Here is a 22,728-nt window from a genome sequence, read left to right on the forward strand (position 1 = left end):
CGGAGTTCGACCCCGAGCCATGCTCAATACGCTGCGCAAGATCGTCCAGGAAGTTAACTCCGCCAAGGATCTCAAGGCGGCGTTGGGGATTATTGTGTTGCGCGTCAAGGAAGCCATGGGCAGCCAGGTCTGCTCGGTTTACCTGCTGGACCCCGAGACCAATCGTTTTGTGCTGATGGCCACCGAGGGCTTGAACAAGCGCTCCATCGGCAAGGTCAGCATGGCGCCAAATGAAGGTCTGGTGGGCCTGGTGGGGACGCGTGAAGAACCCCTCAACCTTGAAAATGCGGCCGATCACCCGCGTTATCGCTATTTTGCCGAAACCGGTGAAGAGCGTTATGCCTCGTTCCTCGGCGCACCGATCATTCACCACCGCCGCGTCGTCGGTGTATTGGTCATCCAGCAAAAAGAGCGCCGCCAGTTCGATGAGGGTGAAGAAGCCTTCCTCGTGACCATGAGCGCGCAGCTTGCCGGGGTTATCGCTCACGCCGAGGCGACGGGCTCGATTCGCGGCCTCGGGCGCCAGGGCAAGGGTATCCAGGAAGCCAAGTTCGTCGGTGTTCCGGGCTCGCCGGGCGCAGCGGTGGGTACGGCGGTGGTCATGCTGCCTCCAGCCGACCTCGATGTGGTGCCGGACAAGACCGTCAGTGACATTGACGCTGAAATCAAATTGTTCAAGACCGCACTGGAAGGCGTGCGCGCCGACATGCGCAACCTTTCGACCAAGCTGGCCACCCAGTTGCGCCCTGAAGAGCGGGCCTTGTTCGATGTGTACCAGATGATGCTTGACGACGCGTCCCTGGGCAGCGAAGTCAAGAACGTGATCAAGACCGGGCAGTGGGCCCAGGGCGCGTTGCGCCAAGTGGTCACCGATCACGTCAACCGTTTTGAAATGATGGATGACGACTACCTGCGTGAGCGCGCCTCGGATGTGCGCGACCTGGGGCGTCGCCTGCTGGCCTACCTGCAGGAAGATCGCAGCACCAACCTGGTTTACCCCGACAATACCATCCTGATCAGTGAAGAGCTGACCGCCACGATGCTCGGCGAAGTGCCGGAAGGCAAGCTGGTGGGTCTGGTTTCGGTATTGGGTTCGGGTAACTCCCACGTCGCGATCCTGGCCCGGGCCATGGGCATCCCGACGGTGATGGGCCTGGTGGACCTGCCGTATTCCAAGGTCGATGGTATCGACATGATCGTCGATGGCCATCGCGGCGAGGTCTACACCAACCCCGGCGACGTACTGCGCAAGCAATATGCCGAGGTCGTCGAAGAAGAGAAGCAGTTGGCGCTGGGGCTCGACTCACTGCGCGAACTGCCGTGTGTCACGCTCGATGGCCGCCGCATGCCATTGCTGGTCAACACTGGCCTGCTGGCTGATGTGGCCCGCGCGCAGCAGCGTGGCGCCGAAGGTGTAGGGCTGTACCGCACCGAAGTGCCGTTCATGATCAACCAACGCTTCCCGAGTGAGAAGGAGCAGCTGGCGATCTATCGCGAGCAACTGCAAGCCTTCCACCCGTTGCCGGTGACCATGCGCAGCCTGGACATCGGCGGCGACAAGTCACTGTCGTATTTCCCGATCAAGGAAGACAACCCTTTCCTCGGTTGGCGCGGCATTCGCGTTACCCTCGACCACCCTGAAATTTTCCTCGTGCAGACCCGCGCCATGCTCAAGGCCAGCGAGGGCCTGAACAACCTGCGTATCCTGCTGCCGATGATTTCCGGTACCCATGAGCTGGAAGAAGCGCTGCATCTGATCCACCGTGCCTGGGGCGAAGTGCGCGACGAAGGCGCCGACGTGCCGATGCCGCCGATTGGCGTGATGATCGAAATTCCGGCAGCGGTGTACCAGGCCAAGGAACTGGCGCGGCAGGTGGACTTCCTGTCGGTGGGCTCCAACGACCTTACCCAATACCTGCTGGCCGTGGACCGTAACAACCCACGGGTGGCCGACCTTTACGACTACCTGCACCCGGCGGTGCTGCAAGCCCTGCAGCATGTGGTGCGTGAAGCCCATGCCGAAGGCAAGCCGGTAAGCATCTGTGGCGAAATGGCCGGTGACCCGGCGGCGGCGGTGCTGTTGATGGCTATGGGCTTTGACAGCTTGTCGATGAACGCCACCAACCTGCCGAAGGTGAAGTGGATGCTGCGCCAGGTCGAACTGAGCATGGCCAAGGAGTTGCTGGCCGAGTTGATGACCATCGACAACCCGCAAGTTATCCACAGTTCGCTGCAATTAGCGCTGAAGAACCTGGGGCTGACGCGGATGATCAATCCGGCCTCCGCCAAAACTTTGTAGGGCCTGGCGCCGATCAAAATGTGGCAGCGAGCAAGCCTGCTGCCACATCAGGTTTGCGCTATGGCTGAATGTTGAGTTCGACCTCGCCCAGCTTGCCACCCAGCGGCCCAAAGCTGCGCTCCACCATTCGCCGCGTGCCATCGGCATTCACAATCAGCGCTGTACTCGCTCGCGTCCCATAACTGGGACTGGCGATAAACACGCTCGACAGCAGACTTTCCGTCGCCAACCCCACGCCGGTATCCGGCAGGTCGGCGAACGGCGCTGTTTGCGGGTCACTCAAAATCCCCAGCAACGCCTCCGGCTGTGGATCATCCAACACAGCCTTCAACGCCGCCTTGGCCTTGAGCAACTTCGGCCACGGCGTATTCAAGCCGGCATTGGACAGCCCGTAAACCCCGGCTTTCAAGCGTGTTGGCGCCGTTTCGTTGGCGTTGTAATGCCACAGTTCATCCCGCGTGCCCACCAGCAGGTTAAACCCGGCATATTCAATCGATCGTCCGTTAACGTCGGCCAAATAGTCCTCAATTGGCAGTGAACCGCTGAGAAACCGCGCCACCAGCTCGCCACGGGACTTGCGTGCCGGCGGCTGGTGCGGGTCGCGGATGTTGGTCAGCGCGGCAAAACGTCCATCGGCGTTCACCCCCAGCCAAGTACCGCCCGCCTCCTGATCGCGACCGGCGTAGACCTGGAGCGCATCTGGCCACTGGGCCAGCGGCAGGCTGGGGCGGGCGTAGAACTCATCACGGTTGGCCGCGACGATCAGCGGTTGGGCGTGGCCCGGCCGCCAGGCGAAAACTATCAGGCACATCAGGTGATCCCTTTTGTGTTTTTTGCCACTCTACTCACACAGCGGCGCGCGTTCCATCGCATCGAAGTTGGGTCGCACGCCTTCCATCCGTTAACATGCCAGCCGGTTCGGTGCGTGTGAACTTCTTAATTTGAAATAGCGGCTGTAACGCAGGCTTAATCGCACACCGGCAAGGTCCGGTGCGCCATGACTAATGATTTAACGAGGAGTCGCAATGCTGCCTTACCCGCAGATCAACCCGGTGGCCGTGGCCATCGGTCCGCTGCAAATCCATTGGTACGGGTTGATGTACCTGATCGGCATCGGCGGTGCCTGGCTGCTGGCTTCCCGGCGCCTGAACCGTTTCGACCCGACCTGGACCAAGGAGAAGCTCTCCGACATGGTGTTCTGGATGTCGATGGGGGTGATTGTCGGCGGGCGCCTCGGGTATGTGTTGTTCTACGATCTGCCGGCGTACATCGCCCACCCGACGTTGATCTTCGAAGTCTGGAAGGGCGGCATGGCGTTCCACGGCGGGTTTGTCGGCGTGATGATCGCCGCGTGGTGGTTCGGCCGCCGCAACGGCAAGTCGTTCTTCCAACTGATGGACTTCGTCGCACCGTTCGTGCCGATCGGCCTGGGTGCCGGGCGCATCGGTAACTTCATCAACGCCGAGCTATGGGGCAAGCCGAGCGACGTGCCGTGGGCCATGGTGTTCCCGCCGTTCAGCGACCCGGCGCAATTGCCGCGCCACCCGTCGCAGCTCTACCAGTTCGCCCTGGAAGGTGTGGCACTGTTCCTGATTCTGTACATTTTTTCGCGCAAGCCGCGTCCGACCATGGCGGTTTCCGGCATGTTCGCGCTGTTCTACGGGATCTTCCGTTTCATCGTCGAGTTCGTGCGCGTGCCGGATGCGCAACTGGGCTACCTGGCGTGGGGCTGGTTGACCATGGGGCAGATTCTCAGCCTGCCGATGATCATCGCCGGCCTGGGCCTGTTGTGGTGGGCGTACAACCGTCCGCAGCCGCTGAAGAGCACCGCGGTTTAACAATTCGAATGCCGGGCTGCTTGCAAGCCGAGCAGCCCGGCTTCAACGATACGGGTAATAACATGAAGCAATATCTCGAACTACTGAACGACGTCGTGACCAACGGATTGACCAAGGGCGACCGCACCGGCACCGGCACCAAGGCCGTGTTTGCCCGTCAGTATCGGCATAACTTGGCCGACGGCTTCCCGCTGCTGACCACCAAGAAGCTTCATTTCAAAAGTATCGCCAACGAATTGATCTGGATGTTGAGCGGCAACACCAACATCAAGTGGCTGAACGAAAACGGTGTGCGCATCTGGGATGAATGGGCCACCGAAGAAGGTGACCTGGGCCCGGTGTATGGCGAGCAATGGACCGCCTGGCCGACCAAGGATGGCGGCAAGATCAATCAGATCGACTACATGGTCCACACGCTCAAGACCAACCCGAACAGCCGTCGCATCCTGTTCCACGGCTGGAACGTCGAGTACCTGCCGGACGAAACCAAGAGCCCCCAGGAAAACGCGCGCAACGGCAAGCAAGCCCTGCCGCCGTGCCACCTGTTGTACCAGGCGTTCGTGCATGACGGCCACCTGTCGATGCAGTTGTATATTCGCAGCTCCGATGTATTCCTGGGCCTGCCCTACAACACCGCCGCGCTGGCGTTGCTCACCCATATGCTGGCCCAGCAGTGCGACCTGATCCCCCACGAGATCATCGTCACTACCGGCGACACCCACGCCTACAGCAACCACATGGAGCAGATCCGCACCCAACTGGCGCGTACGCCGAAAAAGCTGCCGGAACTGGTGATCAAGCGCAAACCTGCTTCGATCTACGACTACAAGTTCGAAGACTTCGAAATTGTGGGCTACGACGCTGACCCGAGCATCAAGGCCGACGTCGCGATCTGAAGGCTGCTCAAGGAAGATGCGGGCTTGTGTGGGTGGGGCGGTTTCCAGGCTGAATCAATGGCCGTGGCTTCTGCCCACATGTGAAGGCTCAGCCTCGCTGGCCGCCACACTCCCGCTGACTTCCAGCCGCTGCAAAATCCCACACTGATCCAGATCCGCCCCACCGCCACAGCGTTGGCGCAGGTCGAGCAATTGTTCCTGTAACACCAGCAGCCCATCGATCCGCGCTTTTACGTGGTGGATATGCTCGTCGATCAGCGCATTCACGCTTTCGCATTGGTCCTGAGGGCTGTCTCGCAGCCCGAGCAGGCTGCGGATTTCTTCCAGCGTCATATCCAGGCTGCGGCAATTGCGGATGAAGATCAGCCGTTCGGTGTGGGCCTGGGTATAGACGCGGTAGTTGGCGTCGGTGCGCGCCGGGGGCGGCAGCAGGCCTTCTTTCTCGTAATAACGGATAGTTTCCACCTGACAGTCGGTCAGTTTGGCCAGTTCGCCGATCTTCATTGCAGCAATCTCCAAATGGGTGCTTGACCCTATAGTGGCTACAGGGTCTTTACTTGGCAACAGGCACCTTTACGGACGCGACAGAATGAGCGATTCCATCCACACCCCGAATAAGCATGATCACAACCACGATCATGAACACAACCACGATCATGAACATAGCCACGACCATGGCGCCAAACTGACGCCGGTCAAGAAGCATGATCATGCCAGCCATGCGGGTTCTTGCTGTTCGAGCAAAGCCGCGCCTGCGGTGGTGACACTGAGCGAAGCACTGACTGCGGGCTCGCGCTTGAGCACTTTTCGCATCGAAGCCATGGACTGCCCCACCGAGCAGACACTGATCCAGAACAAACTGGGCAAGCTCGCCGGCGTGCAGCAACTGGAATTCAACCTGATCAACCGCATCCTCGGCGTCACCCATGACCTGCCGAGCACCGCGCCGATCATCGATGCCATCAAGTCCTTAGGCATGCAGGCCGACCCGATTGAAGAGGGCGCCACTGCCGCCGAACCTCCCGCCAGGAAACACTGGTGGCCGTTGGCGGTGTCCGGCGTGGGAGCATTGGCTGCCGAAGTGCTGCATTTCACCGGTGTCGCGCCCACTTGGGTGATTGCCGTGGTGGCATTGGTGTCGATCCTCAGCGGTGGGCTCACCACCTATAAGAAGGGCTGGATTGCGCTCAAGAACCTGAACCTGAACATCAACGCGCTGATGAGCATTGCCGTCACCGGTGCTGTGCTGATCGGCCAGTGGCCCGAAGCGGCCATGGTGATGTTCCTGTTCACCGTGGCCGAGTTGATCGAAGCCAAATCCCTGGACCGTGCCCGCAACGCCATCAGCGGCTTGATGCAGATGACGCCGGAGCAGGCCACGGTGAAGCAGGCCGACGGTTCATGGTTGGAACAGGAGGTCAAAAGCATTAATCTTGGCGCGATCGTTCGGGTAAAGCCCGGCGAGCGCATCGGCCTGGACGGTGAAGTCACCGCAGGCCAGTCCACCATCGACCAGGCGCCGATTACCGGTGAAAGCCTGCCGATTGAAAAGACCTTGGGCGATAAAGTCTTCGCCGGCACCATCAACCAGGCCGGTTCCCTGGAGTACAAGGTCACCGCCGCAGCCGGCAATTCAACGCTGGCGCGCATTATTCACGCGGTGGAACAGGCTCAGGGCGCACGGGCACCGACCCAGCGCTTTGTGGACAGTTTCTCGAAGGTCTACACCCCAGCCGTGTTCCTGTTCGCGCTGGGTGTGGCGATCATCCCGCCGCTGTTCATGGCGGGCGCCTGGTTTGACTGGATCTACCGTGCCCTGGTGTTGCTGGTGGTTGCCTGCCCTTGCGCATTGGTGATCTCCACCCCGGTGACTATCGTCAGCGGCCTGGCGGCGGCGGCGCGTAAAGGCATTCTGATCAAGGGCGGCGTGTACCTGGAGGGCGGTTACAGGCTCGACTACCTGGCGCTCGACAAGACCGGCACCATCACCCATGGCAAGCCGGTGCAGACCGACTACCTGGCACTGTTCCCCACCGTCGCGGACAGCGCGCCGGCTCTGGCCGCCAGTCTGGCCGGACGTTCCGACCACCCTGTGTCCCTGGCTATTGCCAACGCTGCGGTGGAGAAAAAGCTGCCCGTGCACGCTGTGGATAACTTCGAAGCGCTGGCTGGTCGGGGCGTGCGCGGTGATATCAACGGCGAAACCTATCACCTGGGCAACCACCGGCTGGTGGAAGACCTTGGCTTGTGCTCGCCGGCGCTCGAGGAAAAACTGTTCGCCCTGGAAAAACAAGGCAAGTCCGTGGTGTTGTTGCTCGACAAGTCCGGCCCCCTGGCGCTGTTCGCCGTGGCCGACACCGTAAAAGACAGCAGCCGCGAAGCCATCCAGCAACTGCACGAGCTGGGCATCAAGACTCTCATGCTCACGGGCGACAACACTCACACCGCCCAAGCGATTGGTGCTCAGGTCGGCATCGATCAAGCCCAAGGCGACCTGCTGCCCACCGACAAGCTGCAAGCCATCGAAACCCTTTATGCCCAAGGCCATCGTGTCGCCATGGTCGGCGACGGCATCAACGACGCGCCGGCCCTGGCTCGCGCCGAGATCGGTTTTGCCATGGCCGCTGCCGGCACCGACACGGCCATCGAGACCGCCGACGTGGCCTTGATGGACGATGATTTGCGCAAGATTCCGGCATTCATTCGGCTCTCCAGGCAAACGTCGAGTATCCTCAAGCAGAACATCATCCTTGCGCTGGTGATCAAGGCGATCTTCCTCGCGGTCACTTTCCTGGGCATGGCGACCATGTGGATGGCGGTGTTCGCCGATATGGGCGTCAGCCTGCTGGTGGTATTCAATGGCCTGCGCCTGTTGCGCAAATAGAGGTGAGAGGGTGGTGTGCTGAGTGCCGAGTTGAAGGCGTTTTTCATGGTCGCCCGCCTGGGCAGCATTACTCAGGCGGCGAAAAAGCTCGGCCTGAGCCAGCCCACCGTCACCACCCAGATTCGCAATCTGGAAAGCCAGTACGGTGTTGAACTGTTCTACCGTGGAGGGCGCCGCCTCACTGTCAGCGACGAAGGCGCGCGCCTGCTGCCGATGGTCAAGGCGCTGTTGCAGCAGGAAGCGGATATCGAGTTTTTCCTGCGTAACAACGGCCAGGTCCAGGGCGCTCTGCGGATTGCCGCGACAGCGCCGTATTACATCCTCGACCTGGTCAAAGCCTTTCGTGAACGCTTGCCCCAGGTAGAGGTGTCGGTGGAAATCGGCAACTCCCAACAGGTGCTTGAAGCACTGGACGATTACCGTGTCGACGTTGCTGCGTCCTCACAATTGCTGGAAGACCCGCGCTTGATCCGCCGCGTGCTCGGCACCGACCCGTTGGTGTTGGCGGTCCATCGCAATCATCCGCTGGCAGCGCTGGACCCTGTACCACTGACCGCGTTGGCCGGGCATACCTTGCTGATGCGCGAAGCGGGTTCGACTACGCGGCGCCTGACGGAAGACATGCTGCAAGGTGCGGGGGTGAGTTACGGCCCGTTGCTGGAAATCGGCAGCCGGGAATCGATCCGCGAGGCGGTGCTGCGCAACATCGGCATCAGCATCATTGCACGCCAGGAAGTGCCCCATGACCCACAGTTGCGCGTGCTGACCATCGAAAATGCACCGCAGATTCCAGAGTATCTGTACTGCCTCAAGGAAAGAAAAGGCGCACGTCTTCCCGCTGCGTTTCTGGGGTTAGCACAGGAAATGTCGCCGCTCTGACTGTAGTTCTGTAATAAGCGGGCCAGCCCTGCTCACTACAAAATCTACCAATACGACTATCGCCGTGTTTTGCCTTCCTGCCACATGAGCGACGCATTGCCCGCCTAGCATGGCCTTCATCAGTTTGATGAGGTGCCTTGCATGAACACAGCCCTGACCAACCCCGGCGCGTCCATGACGGTGCGCGGTATCCAGAAACGCTTCGGCGCGTTTACCGCTCTGGACAACGTGTCCCTGGATATCGCCGCCGGCGAACTGGTGTGCCTGCTGGGCCCGTCCGGCTGCGGCAAGACCACCTTGTTGCGTTGCATCGCCGGCCTGGAGCGCCAGGACAGCGGTGAGCTGCGCCTGGGCAAGCGCGACGTTTCCCTACTCCCGCCTCAGGCGCGGGACTACGGGATTTTGTTCCAGTCCTACGCGCTGTTTCCCAATCTGACCGTCGAAGCAAATATCGGCTACGGCCTCACCGGCAGCGGCCGCGATGAAGTGCGCAAGCGCGTTGGCCAGATGCTGGAACTGGTGGGCCTGCTGGGCAGCGAAAAGAAGTACCCCGGCCAGTTGTCCGGCGGCCAACAGCAACGTGTCGCACTGGCACGGGCGTTGGCGCCGGCACCTTCGCTGCTGTTGCTGGATGAGCCGATGTCGGCCCTCGACGCCCGTGTCCGCGAGCATCTGTGCACCGAGTTGCGCCAACTGCAACGGCGCCTGGGCATCACCACATTGATGGTCACCCACAACCAGGATGAGGCCATGTTGATGGCCGACCGCATTGCGGTGATGAACAACGGCAAGGTCGAGCAATACGCCACGCCCCAGGAAATCTATGACCGCCCGGCCACACCGTTTGTGGCGGAATTTGTCGGCCAGGGCAACTGGTTGCCGTTCAGCCGTAACAGTGTCAGCCACGCCCAGGTCGGAGGGATGAACCTGCGCCTGGCCGACGATGCCGGCGTGGCCAAGTCCGGGCGTTTGTTCTGCCGTCCGGAAGCCATCAGCGTCAACCCGCCGGTGCATGAAGAAAACCTGTTCCCGGCCAAAGTCCGCGAGATCACTTTTCTCGGCAACCGCTGCCGCATGAGCTTTGAGCTGGAGCAATTGCCCGGTCATCCATTGTTGGCCGAACTGGCGCCGGAAGCCATGCCACGCCTGGGCGCCCAGGATATCTGGGTGGCGCTGCCGCCACGCAGCCTGCAGGTGTTTGCCTGAGATGGCCGCGGTGATGACACTGCCGATAGCTCGTCAGGTGTCCCGTGCGCAAATGGGCGATCGTATTTTTGTGGTCGGCGGCAAACTGCTGTGGCTGTTTCTGCTGGGTGTCGCGGTGCTGCTGCCATTGCTGGCGATCTTCTGGCGTGGTTTCAGCAGCGAAGCCGGCCAGGGCGGCGGATGGGTCGCCGCGCGAGAACTGGTGACCAGCGACAATTTCCACTGGCTGCTGGGCAATAGCCTGAAAGTGTCCCTCAGCGTGGCGGCCATCGTCGTACCGCTGGCTTACCTGTTTGCCTACGCTCTGCAACGCACATTGATTCCCGGCAAGGCCATTTGGCGCGGCCTGTCGTTGCTGCCATTGATGGCGCCGTCGATGTTGCCGGGGATTGCGCTGGTGTACCTGTTCGGTAACCAGGGCATGTTGCGCGGCTTGCTCTCGGACAACATTTACGGCTTCTGGGGCATCGTGCTGGGCGAAGTGATCTACACCTTCCCACACGCTTTGATGATTCTGCTGTCGGCGCTGTCCCTGGCGGATGCGCGCCTGTTCGACGCCGCCTCCAGCATGGGGGCGAGCCCGGCCCGGGCGTTTCGCAGCATTACCTGGCCGGCCACGCGTCAAGCCGTGTTTGCTGCGCTCTGTCTGGTGTTCACCCTGACCATCACTGACTTTGGTGTGCCGGTGGTGGTGGGTGGGGATTATCAGGTGCTGGCGCTGGAAGCCTACAAGGCGGTGGTCGGCCAGCAGCAGTTCGGTCGCGGTGCATTGATCGGCATGGTGTTGCTGCTGCCGGCGCTGTTCAGTTTCGGGATGGATACCTGGTTGCGCCGTCGGCATGGCGACGCCATGAGCGGCCGTGCCCAAGTGTTCCAGCCTGCTCCATCACGGCTGCGCGACGGGTGTTACCTGGTCATCGTAATGCTGATCTGCGCAGCGTTGCTGCTGGTATTCGGCATGGCGGTGTACTCCTCACTGGTGAAATTCTGGCCGTACAACCTGGCGCTGTCACTCAACCACTACCAGTTCGAAGATACCGCGGGCGGCGGCTGGCTGGCCTATCGCAACAGCTTGACCATGGCCCTGTGCACGGCATTGGTCGGCAGCGTGCTGATCTTTACCGGTGCCTACCTGATGGAAAAAACCAAAAGCCAGAAAGGCCTGAACCTGGCGCTGCGCATGCTCAGTTTCGTGCCGATGGCTGTGCCGGGCTTGGTGTTGGGCCTGGGCTACGTGTTCTTTTTCAACCTCAACGGCAACCCACTGCATGTGTTCTACGGGAGCATGACGTTGCTGGTGGTGTGCACCATTGCCCACTACCTGACCACCGCACAAATGACCGCGACCACCGCCTTGCGCCAGTTGGATGCCGAGTTCGAAGCCGCCGCGCTGTCCCTCAAGGCGCCGCTGTACCGCCACTATCTTCGCGTCACCGTGCCGATCTGCCTGCCGGCGCTGCTGGACATCGTGCGCTACCTGTTCGTGTCGGCGATGACCACCGTGTCCGCCGCGATCTTCCTCTACAGCCCCGACACCATTCTTGCCGCCGTCGCCGTATTGAACATGGACGACGCCGGCAACGTGGGCGGTGCGGCGGCCATGTCCACCTTGATCCTGTTCACCTCGGCCGGCGTTTCGCTGCTGCTGGCGTGGGCCTCACGCGGCCTGTTGCGGCGCTCCCAGGCCTGGCGCCAAATCGCGCCCGGCCAGTAATCCATCCCTGAAGGAGGTAGTCCATGTTCAAGTCCCTGGCGCTCGCCGCTGCCGTACTCAGCGCATTCAGCCTGAATGCCTTTGCCGCAAAAACCGAGCTGACCGTGTACACGGCCCTCGAAGCCGAGCAGTTGAAAACCTACAAGCAGGCTTTCGAAAAAGCCAATCCTGACGTCGAGATCAAGTGGGTACGCGACTCCACCGGCATCATCACTGCCAAGCTGCTGGCCGAGAAAGCTCGCCCGCAAGCCGACGTGGTGTGGGGCCTGGCGGCATCGAGCCTGGCCATCCTCGACCAGCAGGGCATGCTGGACAACTACGCGCCCAAGGACCTGGACAAGATAGGCAAGAACTACCGCGACGCCGCCAACCCACCGGCCTGGGTCGGCATGGACGTCTGGGCTGCGACCATCTGCTTCAACACCGTCGAGGCCGAGAAACAGGGCCTGACCAAGCCGGTGAGCTGGCAGGACCTGACCAAGCCTGAGTACAAGGGCAAGATCGTGATGCCTAACCCGGCATCGTCCGGCACCGGCTTTCTCGATGTGAGCGCCTGGTTGCAGACCTTCGGCGAGAAGCAGGGCTGGCAGTACATGGACGACCTGCATCAGAACATCGGCCAGTACGTTCACTCCGGTTCCAAGCCGTGCAAGCTGGCGGCTTCGGGGGAGTTCCCGATCGGCATTTCGTTTGAATACCCAGCCGTGCAGCTGAAGCGCCAGGGCGCACCGTTGGATATCATCCTGCCGAAAGAAGGCTTGGGCTGGGACATTGAGGCCACCGCTGTGCTCAAGGGCACTGCTCACGCAGACGCCGCGAAGAAACTCGCCGACTTCTCCGCAAGCCCCGCTGCGATGGACCTGTACAAGGACAACTTCGCCGTCCTCGCCCAACCAGGCATCGCCAAGCCGCAGACCGAACTGCCGGCCGACTACGAGCAGCGCCTGATCAAGAACGACTTTGCCTGGGCCTCGAAGAACCGCGACAGCATCCTGACCGAATGGCGCAAGCGCTATGACGGCAAGTCGGAAAAAGTCGCCGGCCAGTAAGATTTTCGTCAGGGCAGATGGCCTCTTCGCAGGCAACCCCGCTCCCACCTTTGAAGGTTTACAGCTTTTGCAGGTGGGAGCGGGTTTGCCCGCGATGGCGGCCTCGAATTCAGGACTTCACTTCATGACACACCACAGCGACCTGCTGATCATCGGCGCCGGCATCCTCGGCTTGTCCCACGCCTATGCCGCGGCCAAACGCGGCCTGAAGGTCACAGTTTTCGAACGCAGCGCTACACCACTGGGCGCCTCGGTGCGCAACTTCGGCCAGGCGCTGGTCACCGGCCAGCCGCCGGGACCGATGTTGGACCTGGCGCGGGAAAGCCGTGACATCTGGGGGCATTGGGCGCAGGTAGCCGGGCTGCAACTCAAGCGTAACGGCGCCTATCTGTTTGCCCGCACCGAAGCGGAAGAACATCTGCTGGAAGCCTTCTGCGCCGGCCGCGCCATAGAGCACGGCTACAACGTCGAACTGCTGCAAGGCGCAGCGATGACGGATCTATACGGCGGACAGTTCCGCCATCATCGCGCTGCATTGCATGGCAAGGACGATCAACAACTGTATTCGCGGGAAGCGATTCCGGCGTTGATCAACTACCTTCGCAGTGAACTCAAGGTGGAATTTCATTTCTCCACCCTCGTGCGCGACGTAGAGCCGGGCCAGTTGCACAGTACGGCGGGCAGTTTTCGCGGCGAGCAGATCATCGTGTGTTCCGGCCACGACTACCAGACCCTGCTGGCCGAATCGATCGCTGAACTCAAACCGAGCATCTGCCGCCTGCAAATGCTCCGCGCGCGCCCAGCGGTGAACCTGAACCTGCAGCACGCTTTACTCACCGGCCTGAGCTGTGTGCATTACGGCGCCTTTGCCGATTTGCCGGAAGCTGCGCCGGTGCAGGCGCAGATTCTGCGTGAAGCGCCACACTTGAACGAACACGGCATCCATCTGCTGATCAGCCCGACGCCCCATGGCGAACTGATCATTGGCGACTCCCATGACTACGGCAGCGATGCATCGCCGTTCAATGCCGAGCAGATCGACGACTGGATGATCGAACTGGCCGAGCAGACCCTGGGCTGCCGGATCCAGGTGGTGGAGCGCTGGCAGGGCGTGTACGGCTCGCGCGGGCCGGGGCCGTTTTCGTTCCTGCGCGCGGCACCGGGGGTAAGCGCAGCCTTGATGCACACGGGTGTCGGCATGAGCGTGGGGCCGGCAATGGCCGAGCGAAATATCGGCATATTGTGGGGAGAGGCGTGATGAACCCGGAACAGGCAATTGCCGATGTCTTCGGCCTGTACGAGCAGTACGGCACCGCAGACTATATCGGCGAGCCGGTGTCGCAGATCGAGCACATGTCCCAGGCCGCGCAACGGGCGATGGCCGAAGGCTTTGATGATGAAGTGGTGCTGGCCGCGTTTTTCCACGATATCGGGCATCTGTGCGGCGAGGGTGGCGAAAATATGGGCGGTTATGGAGTGGTCAGCCATGAGCGGCTGGGGGCCGATTACCTGCGCCGCGCAGGCTTCAGCGAGCGCATGGCCCGGTTGGTGGAGTATCACGTGCAAGCCAAGCGTTACCTGACCTTCAGCCAGCCCGGCTACTACGCAAGCCTGAGTGAAGCGAGTCGCCGCACCCTGGCTTACCAGGGGGGCGTGATGAGCGCCGAAGAAGCCCATGCGTTCGAGCAGGACCCGCTGTGCGCCGTGAGTTTGCGCATGCGTCAGTGGGACGAACAGGCCAAGGAAATGCAGGTGCCGGTACTCGACCTTGATGTGCTCAAGGCCAAGGCGCGGCAAGTATTGGCGGCTTAGGTATCGTCCAGACGCTGGGCCAGCGCTTCGACCTGTTCCTGACGCTCGGCCTGGCTCAGTTTGGCGTGAGGGTTGAGCGACGACCATTGCGGATGCGCACGGGCTTTGTGCAGCGCGTCCGGCAGCTTGCCTTCGCGCCAGGTTTTGTCTTGTGGCGTGTCGACCTTGATGCTGTGCATGGCCGCATGGCCACGCAGGTTGAGGGCCTTGAGCAGTTGGCGCTGGCGCAGGGCGAGCAGGCGCAACACGCTGTCGTCCACGGTCAGTTCGCGCTGGCCTTTGATCTTGCCCAACAGGCGGCTGCCATAACTGCGCGCGGTTTGCAGTGCGCCACCGGCAATCGCACCGGCCAGGGCGGCGGCACCCAGGGTCAGGCCGCCGACCAACAGGTCAACACCAGCACCGGCTGCCGCTCCCGCGGCGATCCCGCCACCGACACGCACGCCCAGCTGTTTGAGCGTTTCCGGGTTGAACAGGTCATCGCCCCAGCGGCCGTCCAACAGTGGCAGGTCGCTGGCGGCGGCATCCTGCGGTCGGAAGCCGAACAGCTTGAGCAGGGCTTCCACACATTTCTGTTCGCGCTGGCGCACGGCCTTGCGCAAATCGCCGATGGCTTGCTGCTCATCTTCGATGACCACGCTGCGACGGCAAGCGGCGCAGTCGATCAGTAGCTCGGCGATCAAGCGTGCGGCACTTTGCTGGCGGGCCTGGCGTTGGGCTTCCTGATCTGTGATCAACCGTTGCAACTGCGGCCGGGCGTTTTCCAGCAGCAGCGCGAGGCTTTCATACAAACGCCGTTCACCGTCTTCCGGGGGCGCCACGCTGTCGAAGCGCACCAGCGCATGCAGGCCCAGGCGGGCGAGGGCGTCACGCCAGTCCGGCTCGCGGTGGTCGCTGCTGCTGACGAAGTTGAGCACCGGCAGCAACGGCTTGCCGCAGCTGGACAGCACTTGCAACTCATCGCGGTACTTGGCCAGCACCGGCTCGCGGGCGTCGATTACATACAGGCCAGCATCTGAAGCCAGCAGTTGGCGCAGCACCTTGGCTTCCTGTTCGAAACGTTGGCGCGCTTCGCTGCCATCCAGGAAACGCGCCAGGCGCGCCGGGCCATCGAGGCGTTCGCCGGGGCGATCCAGGCGCTCCAGGTAGTCGAGCAGGGCAATGGCGTCTTCTAGGCCGGGCGTGTCGTACAGCTCCAGCAAGGCTTCGCCGTCCACCGACAACCGCGCACCTTCGACATGCCGGGTGGTGCTGGGGCGATGGGAGACTTCACCGAAGCCCACATCACGGGTCAACGTGCGCAGCAGCGAGGTCTTGCCGACGTTGGTGTGGCCGACCACGGCAAGTTTCAGCGGTTTAGTCATGACCGGTCTCCAGCCAGTTCAGCGGTGCGCAGTCGGCAAATGGCAACTCAAGCTGGTGCAGCGCCGTGTGCCAGTCACCCAGGCGTTCGGCATCCAGGGACTGGCCGGGCGGCGCTTGCAGCAGCCACACGCGGGTGGCCGTGGCGCTACGGGCCAGTTCGGCGATCAACGCCAGGCTGCCGCGATCGGGAGAGCGGCGTGGGTCACAAGCGATGGCCAGGCGTGCGGGCGGGAAGCGACTGAGTTGCTCCAGCAGTTTGTGGCGTGATTCGCGGCTGTCGAGGATACCGGCGTTCTTCACGTTGGCTGGCAATTTGGGCGGCCATGGGTGTTGGTCGTCCAGTTCGATGGCCACCAGCAAGGCACCGTCGCTTTGCAATTCGCTGATGCCTCCGCTGACGTGGTGCAGTTGCTCCGGCGCGGCGTCGTTGACCCCCAGCCGTTCACTGCTGGGCATCAGGCGTTCACGTAACTGGCTGTAGCCGGGCAGGTTGAGGTCCAGGCGCAAGGCGGCGCGCCCGCGTTTCCAGCGCCACAGGCACAGCAGGGCGAGAATCAGTCTTGGCAGAATGCCGTAAACCAGCAACACACCCACCAGCCACGCGGCCCAGGCCTGGCGGGCGCTTTCGATATTCAACGCAGAATCGCCGCTGGCGCGGATCATCTCGACCGTCGGTACATTGAAGCCCAGCCAGGCGGGCAGGGCACCCAGCGCCTGGGTCACGGCGACGAAGGTGTCGGCGCCGAGGATGGTGGTTTCCCACACGAAACCGTAGCGGCGGGTGGCGAGTAACGTCAGCAAAATCGCCATGGCACTGAGCAAGGCGAGAAACCACAGGCTGTTGACCAGCACGCCGACCGCCCAGCGATTGAGCTTTTGCCGTTGCAGCAACAACAGCAGCGCCGGCGCCAGCTGTGCGGCCTTGGCATCGCGGGCGAGCTTTTCGCTGAGCCACAACCATAAGCGTCCAAGGCTGGCGCCGTGCTCACCGGCAAATAGCAAGCCCAGGGCCCAACTGACCAGCAGGATCAGGTTCAAGCCGAGCAGGCTGCCCAAGGCCCAGAACACGTTGACCGGTGTCAGCCCGTTGCCCAGCGCGGCAAAGGCCAGGCCCGCGCCGCTGACGATGGCGACGATTGCCAGCAACCCCAAGGCCAAACGTGCGCCTTGCAGCCAGCGGGTGAGGGCGGCGGTCAGGCCATCGCGCTCGGCCAGGTGCAGGGCACGTTGTTGAATGCGCGTCGGCAGGTCGCCACCGGCGGTGCGGGCCAGGCGGTTGGCTTCCAGGTCCTCCAGGGGGCCGGCGTGTTCTTCACGCAGGCGCACGGTTTCTGTCAGCCAGAGAGAGTGCAGCGGGTTCAGTGCAGTCACGCGCCGTCCTGTTGTGTGAGTGAGTTGGGAGCATAACCCCAGTGCACCCTGTTGGGGAAAGCTGCACGAGCCTCTGGTATTCTCGTCGCCATGAAAAAAACTCTCCCTTTAAGCCTGATCGCAGCCCTCGGTGAAAACCGTGTGATCGGCGTCGACAACAGCATGCCCTGGCATTTGCCGGGGGATTTCAAATACTTCAAGGCCACCACGCTCGGCAAGCCGATCATCATGGGGCGCAAGACCTGGGACTCCCTGGGCCGACCGTTGCCGGGGCGCCTGAACATCGTGGTCAGCCGTCAGACCGATCTTGAGCTTGAAGGTGCGGAAGTTTTTCCGTCATTGGACGCTGCGGTAGAGCGCGCTGAGGCATGGGCCAAGGCGCAAGGCGTGGACGAACTGATGCTGATTGGTGGTGCGCAGTTATATGCGCAGGGACTGGAGCAGGCGGATCGCCTGTATCTGACGCGGGTAGCACTGAGCCCGGAAGGGGATGCGTGGTTTCCGGAGTTTGACCTGAACCGGTGGAAGCTGGTGTCGAACGTCGAGAACCCGGCCGACGCCGATAAGCCGGCGTACACCTTCGAAGTCTGGGAGAGAAGCAGCCACTAGCTTTAAGCCACAAGCTGCAAGTAAAAGCGCGGTGCTCTTTCTTGCAGCTTGAGGCTTATAGCATGCAACTCAGCTGGCTAGCTGAGCATGCTCATCGGCATTCAGCAGCTCTTTATCCGTCTGCCCCATGATCTGGCTGGTAATTGCCCCCGCCGTCATCGAACCGTTCACGTTCAACGCCGTACGGCCCATGTCGATCAGCGGCTCCACGGAAATCAGCAGCGCCACCAGTGACACCGGCAAACCCATGGCCGGCAGCACGATCAGCGCGGCAAAGGTGGCACCGCCGCCCACACCGGCCACCCCGGCCGAACTCAAGGTCACAATCGCCACCAGGGTCGCGATCCACAGTGGGTCGAGCGGGTTGATGCCCACGGTCGGTGCAACCATCACTGCCAGCATGGCTGGATAAAGCCCTGCGCAACCGTTCTGGCCAATGGTCGCGCCGAACGACGCAGCAAACCCCGCGATGGACTGCGGGATGCCCAACCGGCGGGTCTGCGCCTCAATGCTCAGCGGGATCGCCGCCGCGCTGGAACGGCTGGTGAAGGCAAACGTCAGCACCGGCCATACTTTGCGGAAGAAGCGCAGCGGGTTGACACCGGCCAGGGACAGCAGCAGGCCATGCACCACGAACATCAGGCCCAGGGCCAGGTACGACACCACCACAAAACTGCCGAGCTTGATGATGTCTTGCAGGTTGGAGCCGGCGACCACTTTGGTCATCAGCGCCAATACGCCGTAAGGGGTCAGCTTCATCACCAGGCGCACCAGACGCATCACCCAGGCTTGCAGGGTGTCGATGGCATTGAGCACTTTCTGGCCTTTTTCCACGTCGTCCTTGAGCAGTTGCAGCGCGGCAACCCCGAGGAAAGCGGCGAAAATCACCACACTGATGATCGACGTCGGCTTGGCCCGGGCCAGGTCGGCAAACGGGTTGGCCGGCACGAACGACAGCAGCAACTGCGGGATATTCAGGTCGGCGACCTTGCCCGCGTAATCGCTCTGGATCACTTGCAGGCGCGCCATTTCCTGGGTGCCGGCTACCAGGCCTTCGGCGGTGAGGCCGAACAGGTTTGTCAGGCCGATGCCGATCAGCGCCGCAATCGCGGTGGTGAACAGCAGCGTGCCGATGGTCAGGAAACTGATCTTGCCCAGGGATGAGGCGTTATGCAGGCGCGCCACGGCACTGAGGATCGAGGCGAATACCAGCGGGATCACGATCATCTGCAGCAGTTGTACGTAGCCGTTGCCGACCAGGTCGAACCAGCCGATGGACGCCTTGAGGACTGGATTGCCGTCACCGTAGATCGTATGCAGGACCGTACCGAACACCACGCCCAGGGCGAGGGCGAACAGGACCTTCTTGGCGAGGCTCCATTGGGTCCGACGGGTTTGTGCCAGGCCCAGCAACAGGGCCACGAACACCAGTAAGTTGAGAATCAGGGGCAGATTCATTGAAGCTCCGTTGAGAAGGCAGCCAATCGCACGAGCCTGCGATTGCGAACCGGGAAGCCTAACAGTTTGAAATATATTGATTTAATACCGATATGGAATGGTGTCTGTCGTTTTTGGAATAAGCGTTTGACGCCCAGGCACATGTCCCTGGCGTGATCACGATGGAAGCGGTCGTGCTCGGGCGATAACTGTCATACAGATTTGTTAGCGTCGATGTCTTTCACTCAGGGGTAAAACGCTTATGAAGCTCGCGCCAACATTACTTGCCGCCGCCTTCTGCCTCGGTCTCGCCAACCAGGCATTTGCCGCAACCGAGTTGAAGCACTGGCCGGCGCCCGCCGCCGAGCAACTGAACAAGATGATCGCCGCGAACGCCAACAAAGGTAACTTCGCGGTGTTCGACATGGACAACACCAGCTACCGCTACGACCTCGAAGAGTCATTGCTGCCGTACCTGGAAAACAAGGGCCTGATCACCCGCGAGACCATGGACCCGTCCCTGAAGCTGATGCCGTTCAAGGACACTGCCGACCACAAGGAAAGCCTGTTCAGCTACTACTACCGCCTGTGTGAAGTCGACGACATGGTTTGCTACCCGTGGGTTGCGCAGATCTTTTCCGGCTTCACTCTCAAGGAACTCAAGGGTTATGTGGATGAGTTGATGGCCTCCGGCAAGCCCGTGCCAGTCACCTATTACGAAGGTGATGTGGTGAAGACCTCCGAGGTCCAACCGCCGAAAGTCTTTACCGGCCAGGCCGAGCTGTACAACAAGCTGATGGAAAACGGCATCGAGGTGTACGTGATGACGGCGGCCTCGGAGGAACTGGTGCGCATGGTCGCTGCCGATCCGAAGTACGGCTATAACGTCAAACCCGAGAACGTCATCGGCGTCAGCACCCTGCTCAAGGACCGCAAGACCGGCGAGCTGACCACTGCACGCAAGCAGATTGCGGCCGGCAAATATGACGAGAAAGCCAACCTCGGCCTGGAACTCACTCCCTACCTGTGGACCCCGGCAACCTGGATGGCCGGCAAGCACGCGGCGATCCTCACTTACATCGACGAATGGAAAAAACCGGTGATCGTCGGGGGTGATACCCCAACCAGCGATGGCTACATGCTGTTTCACGATGTGGACGTGGCCAAGGGTGGTATTCACTTATGGGTCAACCGTAAGGACAAATACATGACCCAGCTCAACGGCATGATGGCCAAGCATGCGGCGGCGCAGGCCAAGGAAGGGTTGCCGGTGACGGCCGATAAGAATTGGGTGATCGTCAAGCCGGACGAGATTCAGTAAGCACGGAAGTACCCGGTCAACACTGTGGGAGCGGGCCTTGCTCGCGAAGGTGCAGCAGCCTGCGTATTCAGTGGCCGGCACACCGCAATTCGCGAGCAAGCCCGCTCCCACGGTTGATCTTCTTTGTTGGAGGGTTATCTCCAGGCAAAAAAATGCCCCGCCAAGTGCGGGGCATTTTTATGGGCGAGGCTTACAGGCCGTCGAGCATCGCTTTGTTACGCACCGCACCTTTGTCGGCACTGGTGGCCAACAGGGCGTAAGCCTTCAGTGCGGTGGTGACTTTGCGCGGACGCTTCTCCACCGGTTTCCAGCCTTTTTTGTCCTGCTCGACCCGGCGAGCCGCCAGTTCTTCATCGCTGATCAACAGGTTGATCGAACGGTTTGGAATGTCGATCAGCACTTTGTCGCCGTCCTGCACCAGGCCAATTGCGCCACCGGCAGCCGCTTCCGGGGAGGCGTGGCCGATGGACAGGCCCGAGGTCCCGCCGGAGAAACGGCCGTCGGTCAGCAAGGCGCAGGCTTTGCCCAGGCCTTTGGATTTCAGGTAGGACGTCGGGTAGAGCATCTCCTGCATACCTGGGCCGCCTTTCGGGCCTTCGTAGCGGATGATCACGATGTCGCCCTCTTTCACTTCGTCAGCGAGGATGCCGCGCACCGCGCTGTCCTGGCTTTCGAAGATCTTGGCGTTGCCTTCGAACACATGGATGGATTCATCCACGCCGGCAGTTTTCACCACGCAGCCGTCCAGGGCGATGTTGCCGTACAGCACCGCCAGGCCGCCTTCCTGGGAGTAAGCGTGTTCGACACTGCGGATGCAGCCGTTTTCGCGGTCGTCGTCCAGGGTGTCCCAGCGAGTCGACTGGCTGAATGCCGTCTGGGTCGGGATGCCCGCCGGGCCGGCCTTGAAGAAGTGATGCACCGCTTCGTCGTTGGTCTGGGTGATGTCCCACTTGGCGATGGCTTCTTCCATGCTACGGCTGTGCACGGTCGGCAGGTCGGTGTGCAACAGGCCACCACGGGCCAGGGAGCCCAGGATCGAGAAGATCCCGCCGGCGCGATGCACGTCTTCCATGTGGTACTTCTGGATGTTCGGCGCGACCTTGCACAGTTGCGGCACGTGGCGGGACAGACGGTCGATGTCGCGCAGGTCGAAATCGATCTCGGCTTCCTGGGCGGCAGCCAGCAGGTGCAGGATGGTGTTGGTGGAACCGCCCATGGCGATGTCCAGGGTCATGGCGTTTTCGAACGCCTTGAAGTTGGCGATGTTGCGCGGCAACACCGACTCATCGTTCTCACCGTAGTAACGCTTGCACAGCTCGACAATGGTGCGGCCGGCCTGCAGGAACAGCTGCTCGCGGTCACTGTGGGTGGCCAGGGTGGAACCATTGCCCGGCAGGGCCAGGCCCAGGGCTTCGGTCAGGCAGTTCATCGAGTTGGCGGTGAACATGCCGGAGCATGAACCGCAGGTCGGGCAGGCGCTGCGCTCGTATTCCGCGACCTTCTCGTCAGAAGCGCTGGAATCGGCGGCGATCACCATGGCGTCGACCAGGTCCAGGCCGTGGGAGGCGAGCTTGGTCTTGCCGGCTTCCATTGGGCCGCCGGACACGAAGATCACCGGGATGTTCAGGCGCAGGGCAGCCATCAGCATGCCAGGGGTGATTTTGTCGCAGTTGGAAATGCACACGATGGCGTCGGCGCAATGGGCGTTGACCATGTACTCCACGGAGTCGGCGATGATTTCGCGGCTCGGCAGGGAATACAGCATGCCGTCATGGCCCATGGCGATGCCGTCGTCCACGGCGATGGTGTTGAATTCTTTCGCCACACCGCCGGCGCGTTCGATCTCGCGGGCGACCAGTTGTCCCAGGTCCTTGAGGTGGACATGACCAGGTACAAACTGAGTGAACGAGTTGGCAATCGCGATGATCGGCTTCTTGAAGTCGTCATCCTTCATCCCCGTGGCACGCCACAGTGCGCGCGCGCCGGCCATATTGCGGCCGTGGGTGGATGTTTTCGAGCGGTAATCAGGCATTGGAGCACTCCGGGCG

General features: G+C 61.7%; 18 protein-coding genes. 12 read left to right on the forward strand and 6 right to left on the reverse strand.

From position 1 onward, the window contains the following. Nucleotides 1-19: 19 nt before the first annotated feature. Nucleotides 20-2,299, forward strand: a complete 2,280-nt coding sequence (ptsP, locus tag EXW71_RS14690; protein WP_134659249.1) for a phosphoenolpyruvate--protein phosphotransferase — start codon at nt 20-22, stop codon at nt 2,297-2,299. A 58-nt stretch (nt 2,300-2,357) separates the two neighbouring features. On the opposite strand, the gene EXW71_RS14695 is transcribed toward ptsP, so the two are convergent. Next, nucleotides 2,358-3,110 carry an NRDE family protein gene (locus EXW71_RS14695; protein ID WP_134659247.1) on the reverse strand — a complete coding sequence of 251 codons (753 nt, stop codon included), beginning with the start codon at nt 3,108-3,110 and terminating at the stop codon, nt 2,358-2,360. A gap of 214 nt (nt 3,111-3,324) precedes the next feature. Between EXW71_RS14695 and lgt the strand changes: the two genes are divergently transcribed. Both lgt and EXW71_RS14705 read left to right on the forward strand, forming a co-directional pair. After that, nucleotides 3,325-4,137 carry a prolipoprotein diacylglyceryl transferase gene (gene lgt / locus EXW71_RS14700; RefSeq protein ID WP_123717134.1) on the forward strand — a complete coding sequence of 271 codons (813 nt, stop codon included), beginning with the start codon at nt 3,325-3,327 and terminating at the stop codon, nt 4,135-4,137. Nucleotides 4,138-4,199: 62 nt separating this feature from the next. Beyond that, nucleotides 4,200-5,033, forward strand: a complete 834-nt coding sequence (locus EXW71_RS14705; protein ID WP_123717346.1) for a thymidylate synthase — start codon at nt 4,200-4,202, stop codon at nt 5,031-5,033. A gap of 54 nt (nt 5,034-5,087) precedes the next feature. On the opposite strand, the gene cadR is transcribed toward EXW71_RS14705, so the two are convergent. Further along, nucleotides 5,088-5,537, reverse strand: coding sequence for a Cd(II)/Pb(II)-responsive transcriptional regulator (cadR, locus tag EXW71_RS14710; RefSeq protein ID WP_134659245.1), 450 nt, complete (start codon nt 5,535-5,537; stop codon nt 5,088-5,090). 85 nt (nt 5,538-5,622) lie between these two features. On the opposite strand from cadR, the gene EXW71_RS14715 reads away from it, so the two are divergent. From EXW71_RS14715 to EXW71_RS14745, 7 genes are all read left to right on the forward strand, one after another. After that, a complete protein-coding gene (locus tag EXW71_RS14715) occupies nt 5,623-7,917 on the forward strand; it encodes a heavy metal translocating P-type ATPase (protein WP_134659243.1) in 2,295 nt (764 codons plus the stop codon). Nucleotides 7,918-7,932: 15 nt separating this feature from the next. Continuing rightward, complete coding sequence (locus EXW71_RS14720; RefSeq protein ID WP_123717136.1) at nt 7,933-8,796, forward strand: LysR family transcriptional regulator; 864 nt, start codon at nt 7,933-7,935, stop codon at nt 8,794-8,796. A gap of 141 nt (nt 8,797-8,937) precedes the next feature. Beyond that, the gene (locus EXW71_RS14725) at nt 8,938-10,002 is read left to right on the forward strand and encodes a putative 2-aminoethylphosphonate ABC transporter ATP-binding protein (protein ID WP_134659242.1); all 1,065 of its coding nucleotides are present in this window, start codon (nt 8,938-8,940) and stop codon (nt 10,000-10,002) included. A 1-nt stretch (nt 10,003) separates the two neighbouring features. Beyond that, on the forward strand, nt 10,004-11,716 hold the full coding sequence (locus EXW71_RS14730) for a putative 2-aminoethylphosphonate ABC transporter permease subunit (RefSeq protein WP_134659240.1): 1,713 nt from the start codon (nt 10,004-10,006) through the stop codon (nt 11,714-11,716). 23 nt (nt 11,717-11,739) lie between these two features. Continuing rightward, entirely contained in the window at nt 11,740-12,765 is a 1,026-nt protein-coding gene (locus EXW71_RS14735; protein WP_134659238.1) for a putative 2-aminoethylphosphonate ABC transporter substrate-binding protein, read from the forward strand. 124 nt (nt 12,766-12,889) lie between these two features. After that, complete coding sequence (locus tag EXW71_RS14740) at nt 12,890-14,023, forward strand: TIGR03364 family FAD-dependent oxidoreductase (RefSeq protein WP_134659236.1); 1,134 nt, start codon at nt 12,890-12,892, stop codon at nt 14,021-14,023. Continuing rightward, a complete protein-coding gene (locus tag EXW71_RS14745) occupies nt 14,023-14,577 on the forward strand; it encodes a phosphonate degradation HD-domain oxygenase (RefSeq protein WP_134659234.1) in 555 nt (184 codons plus the stop codon). The genes EXW71_RS14740 and EXW71_RS14745 overlap by 1 nt, the downstream gene beginning before the upstream one ends. Here EXW71_RS14745 and EXW71_RS14750 read toward each other — a convergent pair. Beyond that, on the reverse strand, nt 14,574-15,941 hold the full coding sequence (locus tag EXW71_RS14750) for a DUF3482 domain-containing protein (protein WP_134659232.1): 1,368 nt from the start codon (nt 15,939-15,941) through the stop codon (nt 14,574-14,576). The genes EXW71_RS14745 and EXW71_RS14750 overlap by 4 nt on opposite strands. Continuing rightward, nucleotides 15,934-17,313, reverse strand: a complete 1,380-nt coding sequence (locus EXW71_RS14755) for a DUF2868 domain-containing protein (RefSeq protein WP_134659230.1) — start codon at nt 17,311-17,313, stop codon at nt 15,934-15,936. Before EXW71_RS14755 ends, EXW71_RS14750 begins: the two co-directional genes overlap by 8 nt. A gap of 90 nt (nt 17,314-17,403) precedes the next feature. Here EXW71_RS14755 and EXW71_RS14760 point away from each other — a divergent pair, with 90 nt between their 5' ends. Beyond that, a complete protein-coding gene (locus tag EXW71_RS14760) occupies nt 17,404-17,922 on the forward strand; it encodes a dihydrofolate reductase (RefSeq protein ID WP_134659228.1) in 519 nt (172 codons plus the stop codon). Between the two features lie 69 nt (nt 17,923-17,991). Here EXW71_RS14760 and EXW71_RS14765 read toward each other — a convergent pair whose 3' ends face one another. Then, nucleotides 17,992-19,380: an L-cystine transporter gene (locus EXW71_RS14765; protein ID WP_123717145.1), complete on the reverse strand. Its 1,389-nt coding sequence runs from the start codon at nt 19,378-19,380 to the stop codon at nt 17,992-17,994. 241 nt (nt 19,381-19,621) lie between these two features. On the opposite strand from EXW71_RS14765, the gene EXW71_RS14770 reads away from it, so the two are divergent. Next, nucleotides 19,622-20,680 carry a haloacid dehalogenase-like hydrolase gene (locus EXW71_RS14770; protein WP_134659226.1) on the forward strand — a complete coding sequence of 353 codons (1,059 nt, stop codon included), beginning with the start codon at nt 19,622-19,624 and terminating at the stop codon, nt 20,678-20,680. Nucleotides 20,681-20,870: 190 nt separating this feature from the next. On the opposite strand, the gene ilvD is transcribed toward EXW71_RS14770, so the two are convergent. Continuing rightward, a complete protein-coding gene (ilvD, locus tag EXW71_RS14775) occupies nt 20,871-22,712 on the reverse strand; it encodes a dihydroxy-acid dehydratase (RefSeq protein WP_123717146.1) in 1,842 nt (613 codons plus the stop codon). Nucleotides 22,713-22,728 lie beyond the last annotated feature (16 nt).

This window comes from Pseudomonas sp. BCA17, from assembly GCF_004519405.1.
In the GTDB taxonomy this organism is placed as follows: Bacteria; Pseudomonadota; Gammaproteobacteria; order Pseudomonadales; family Pseudomonadaceae; genus Aquipseudomonas.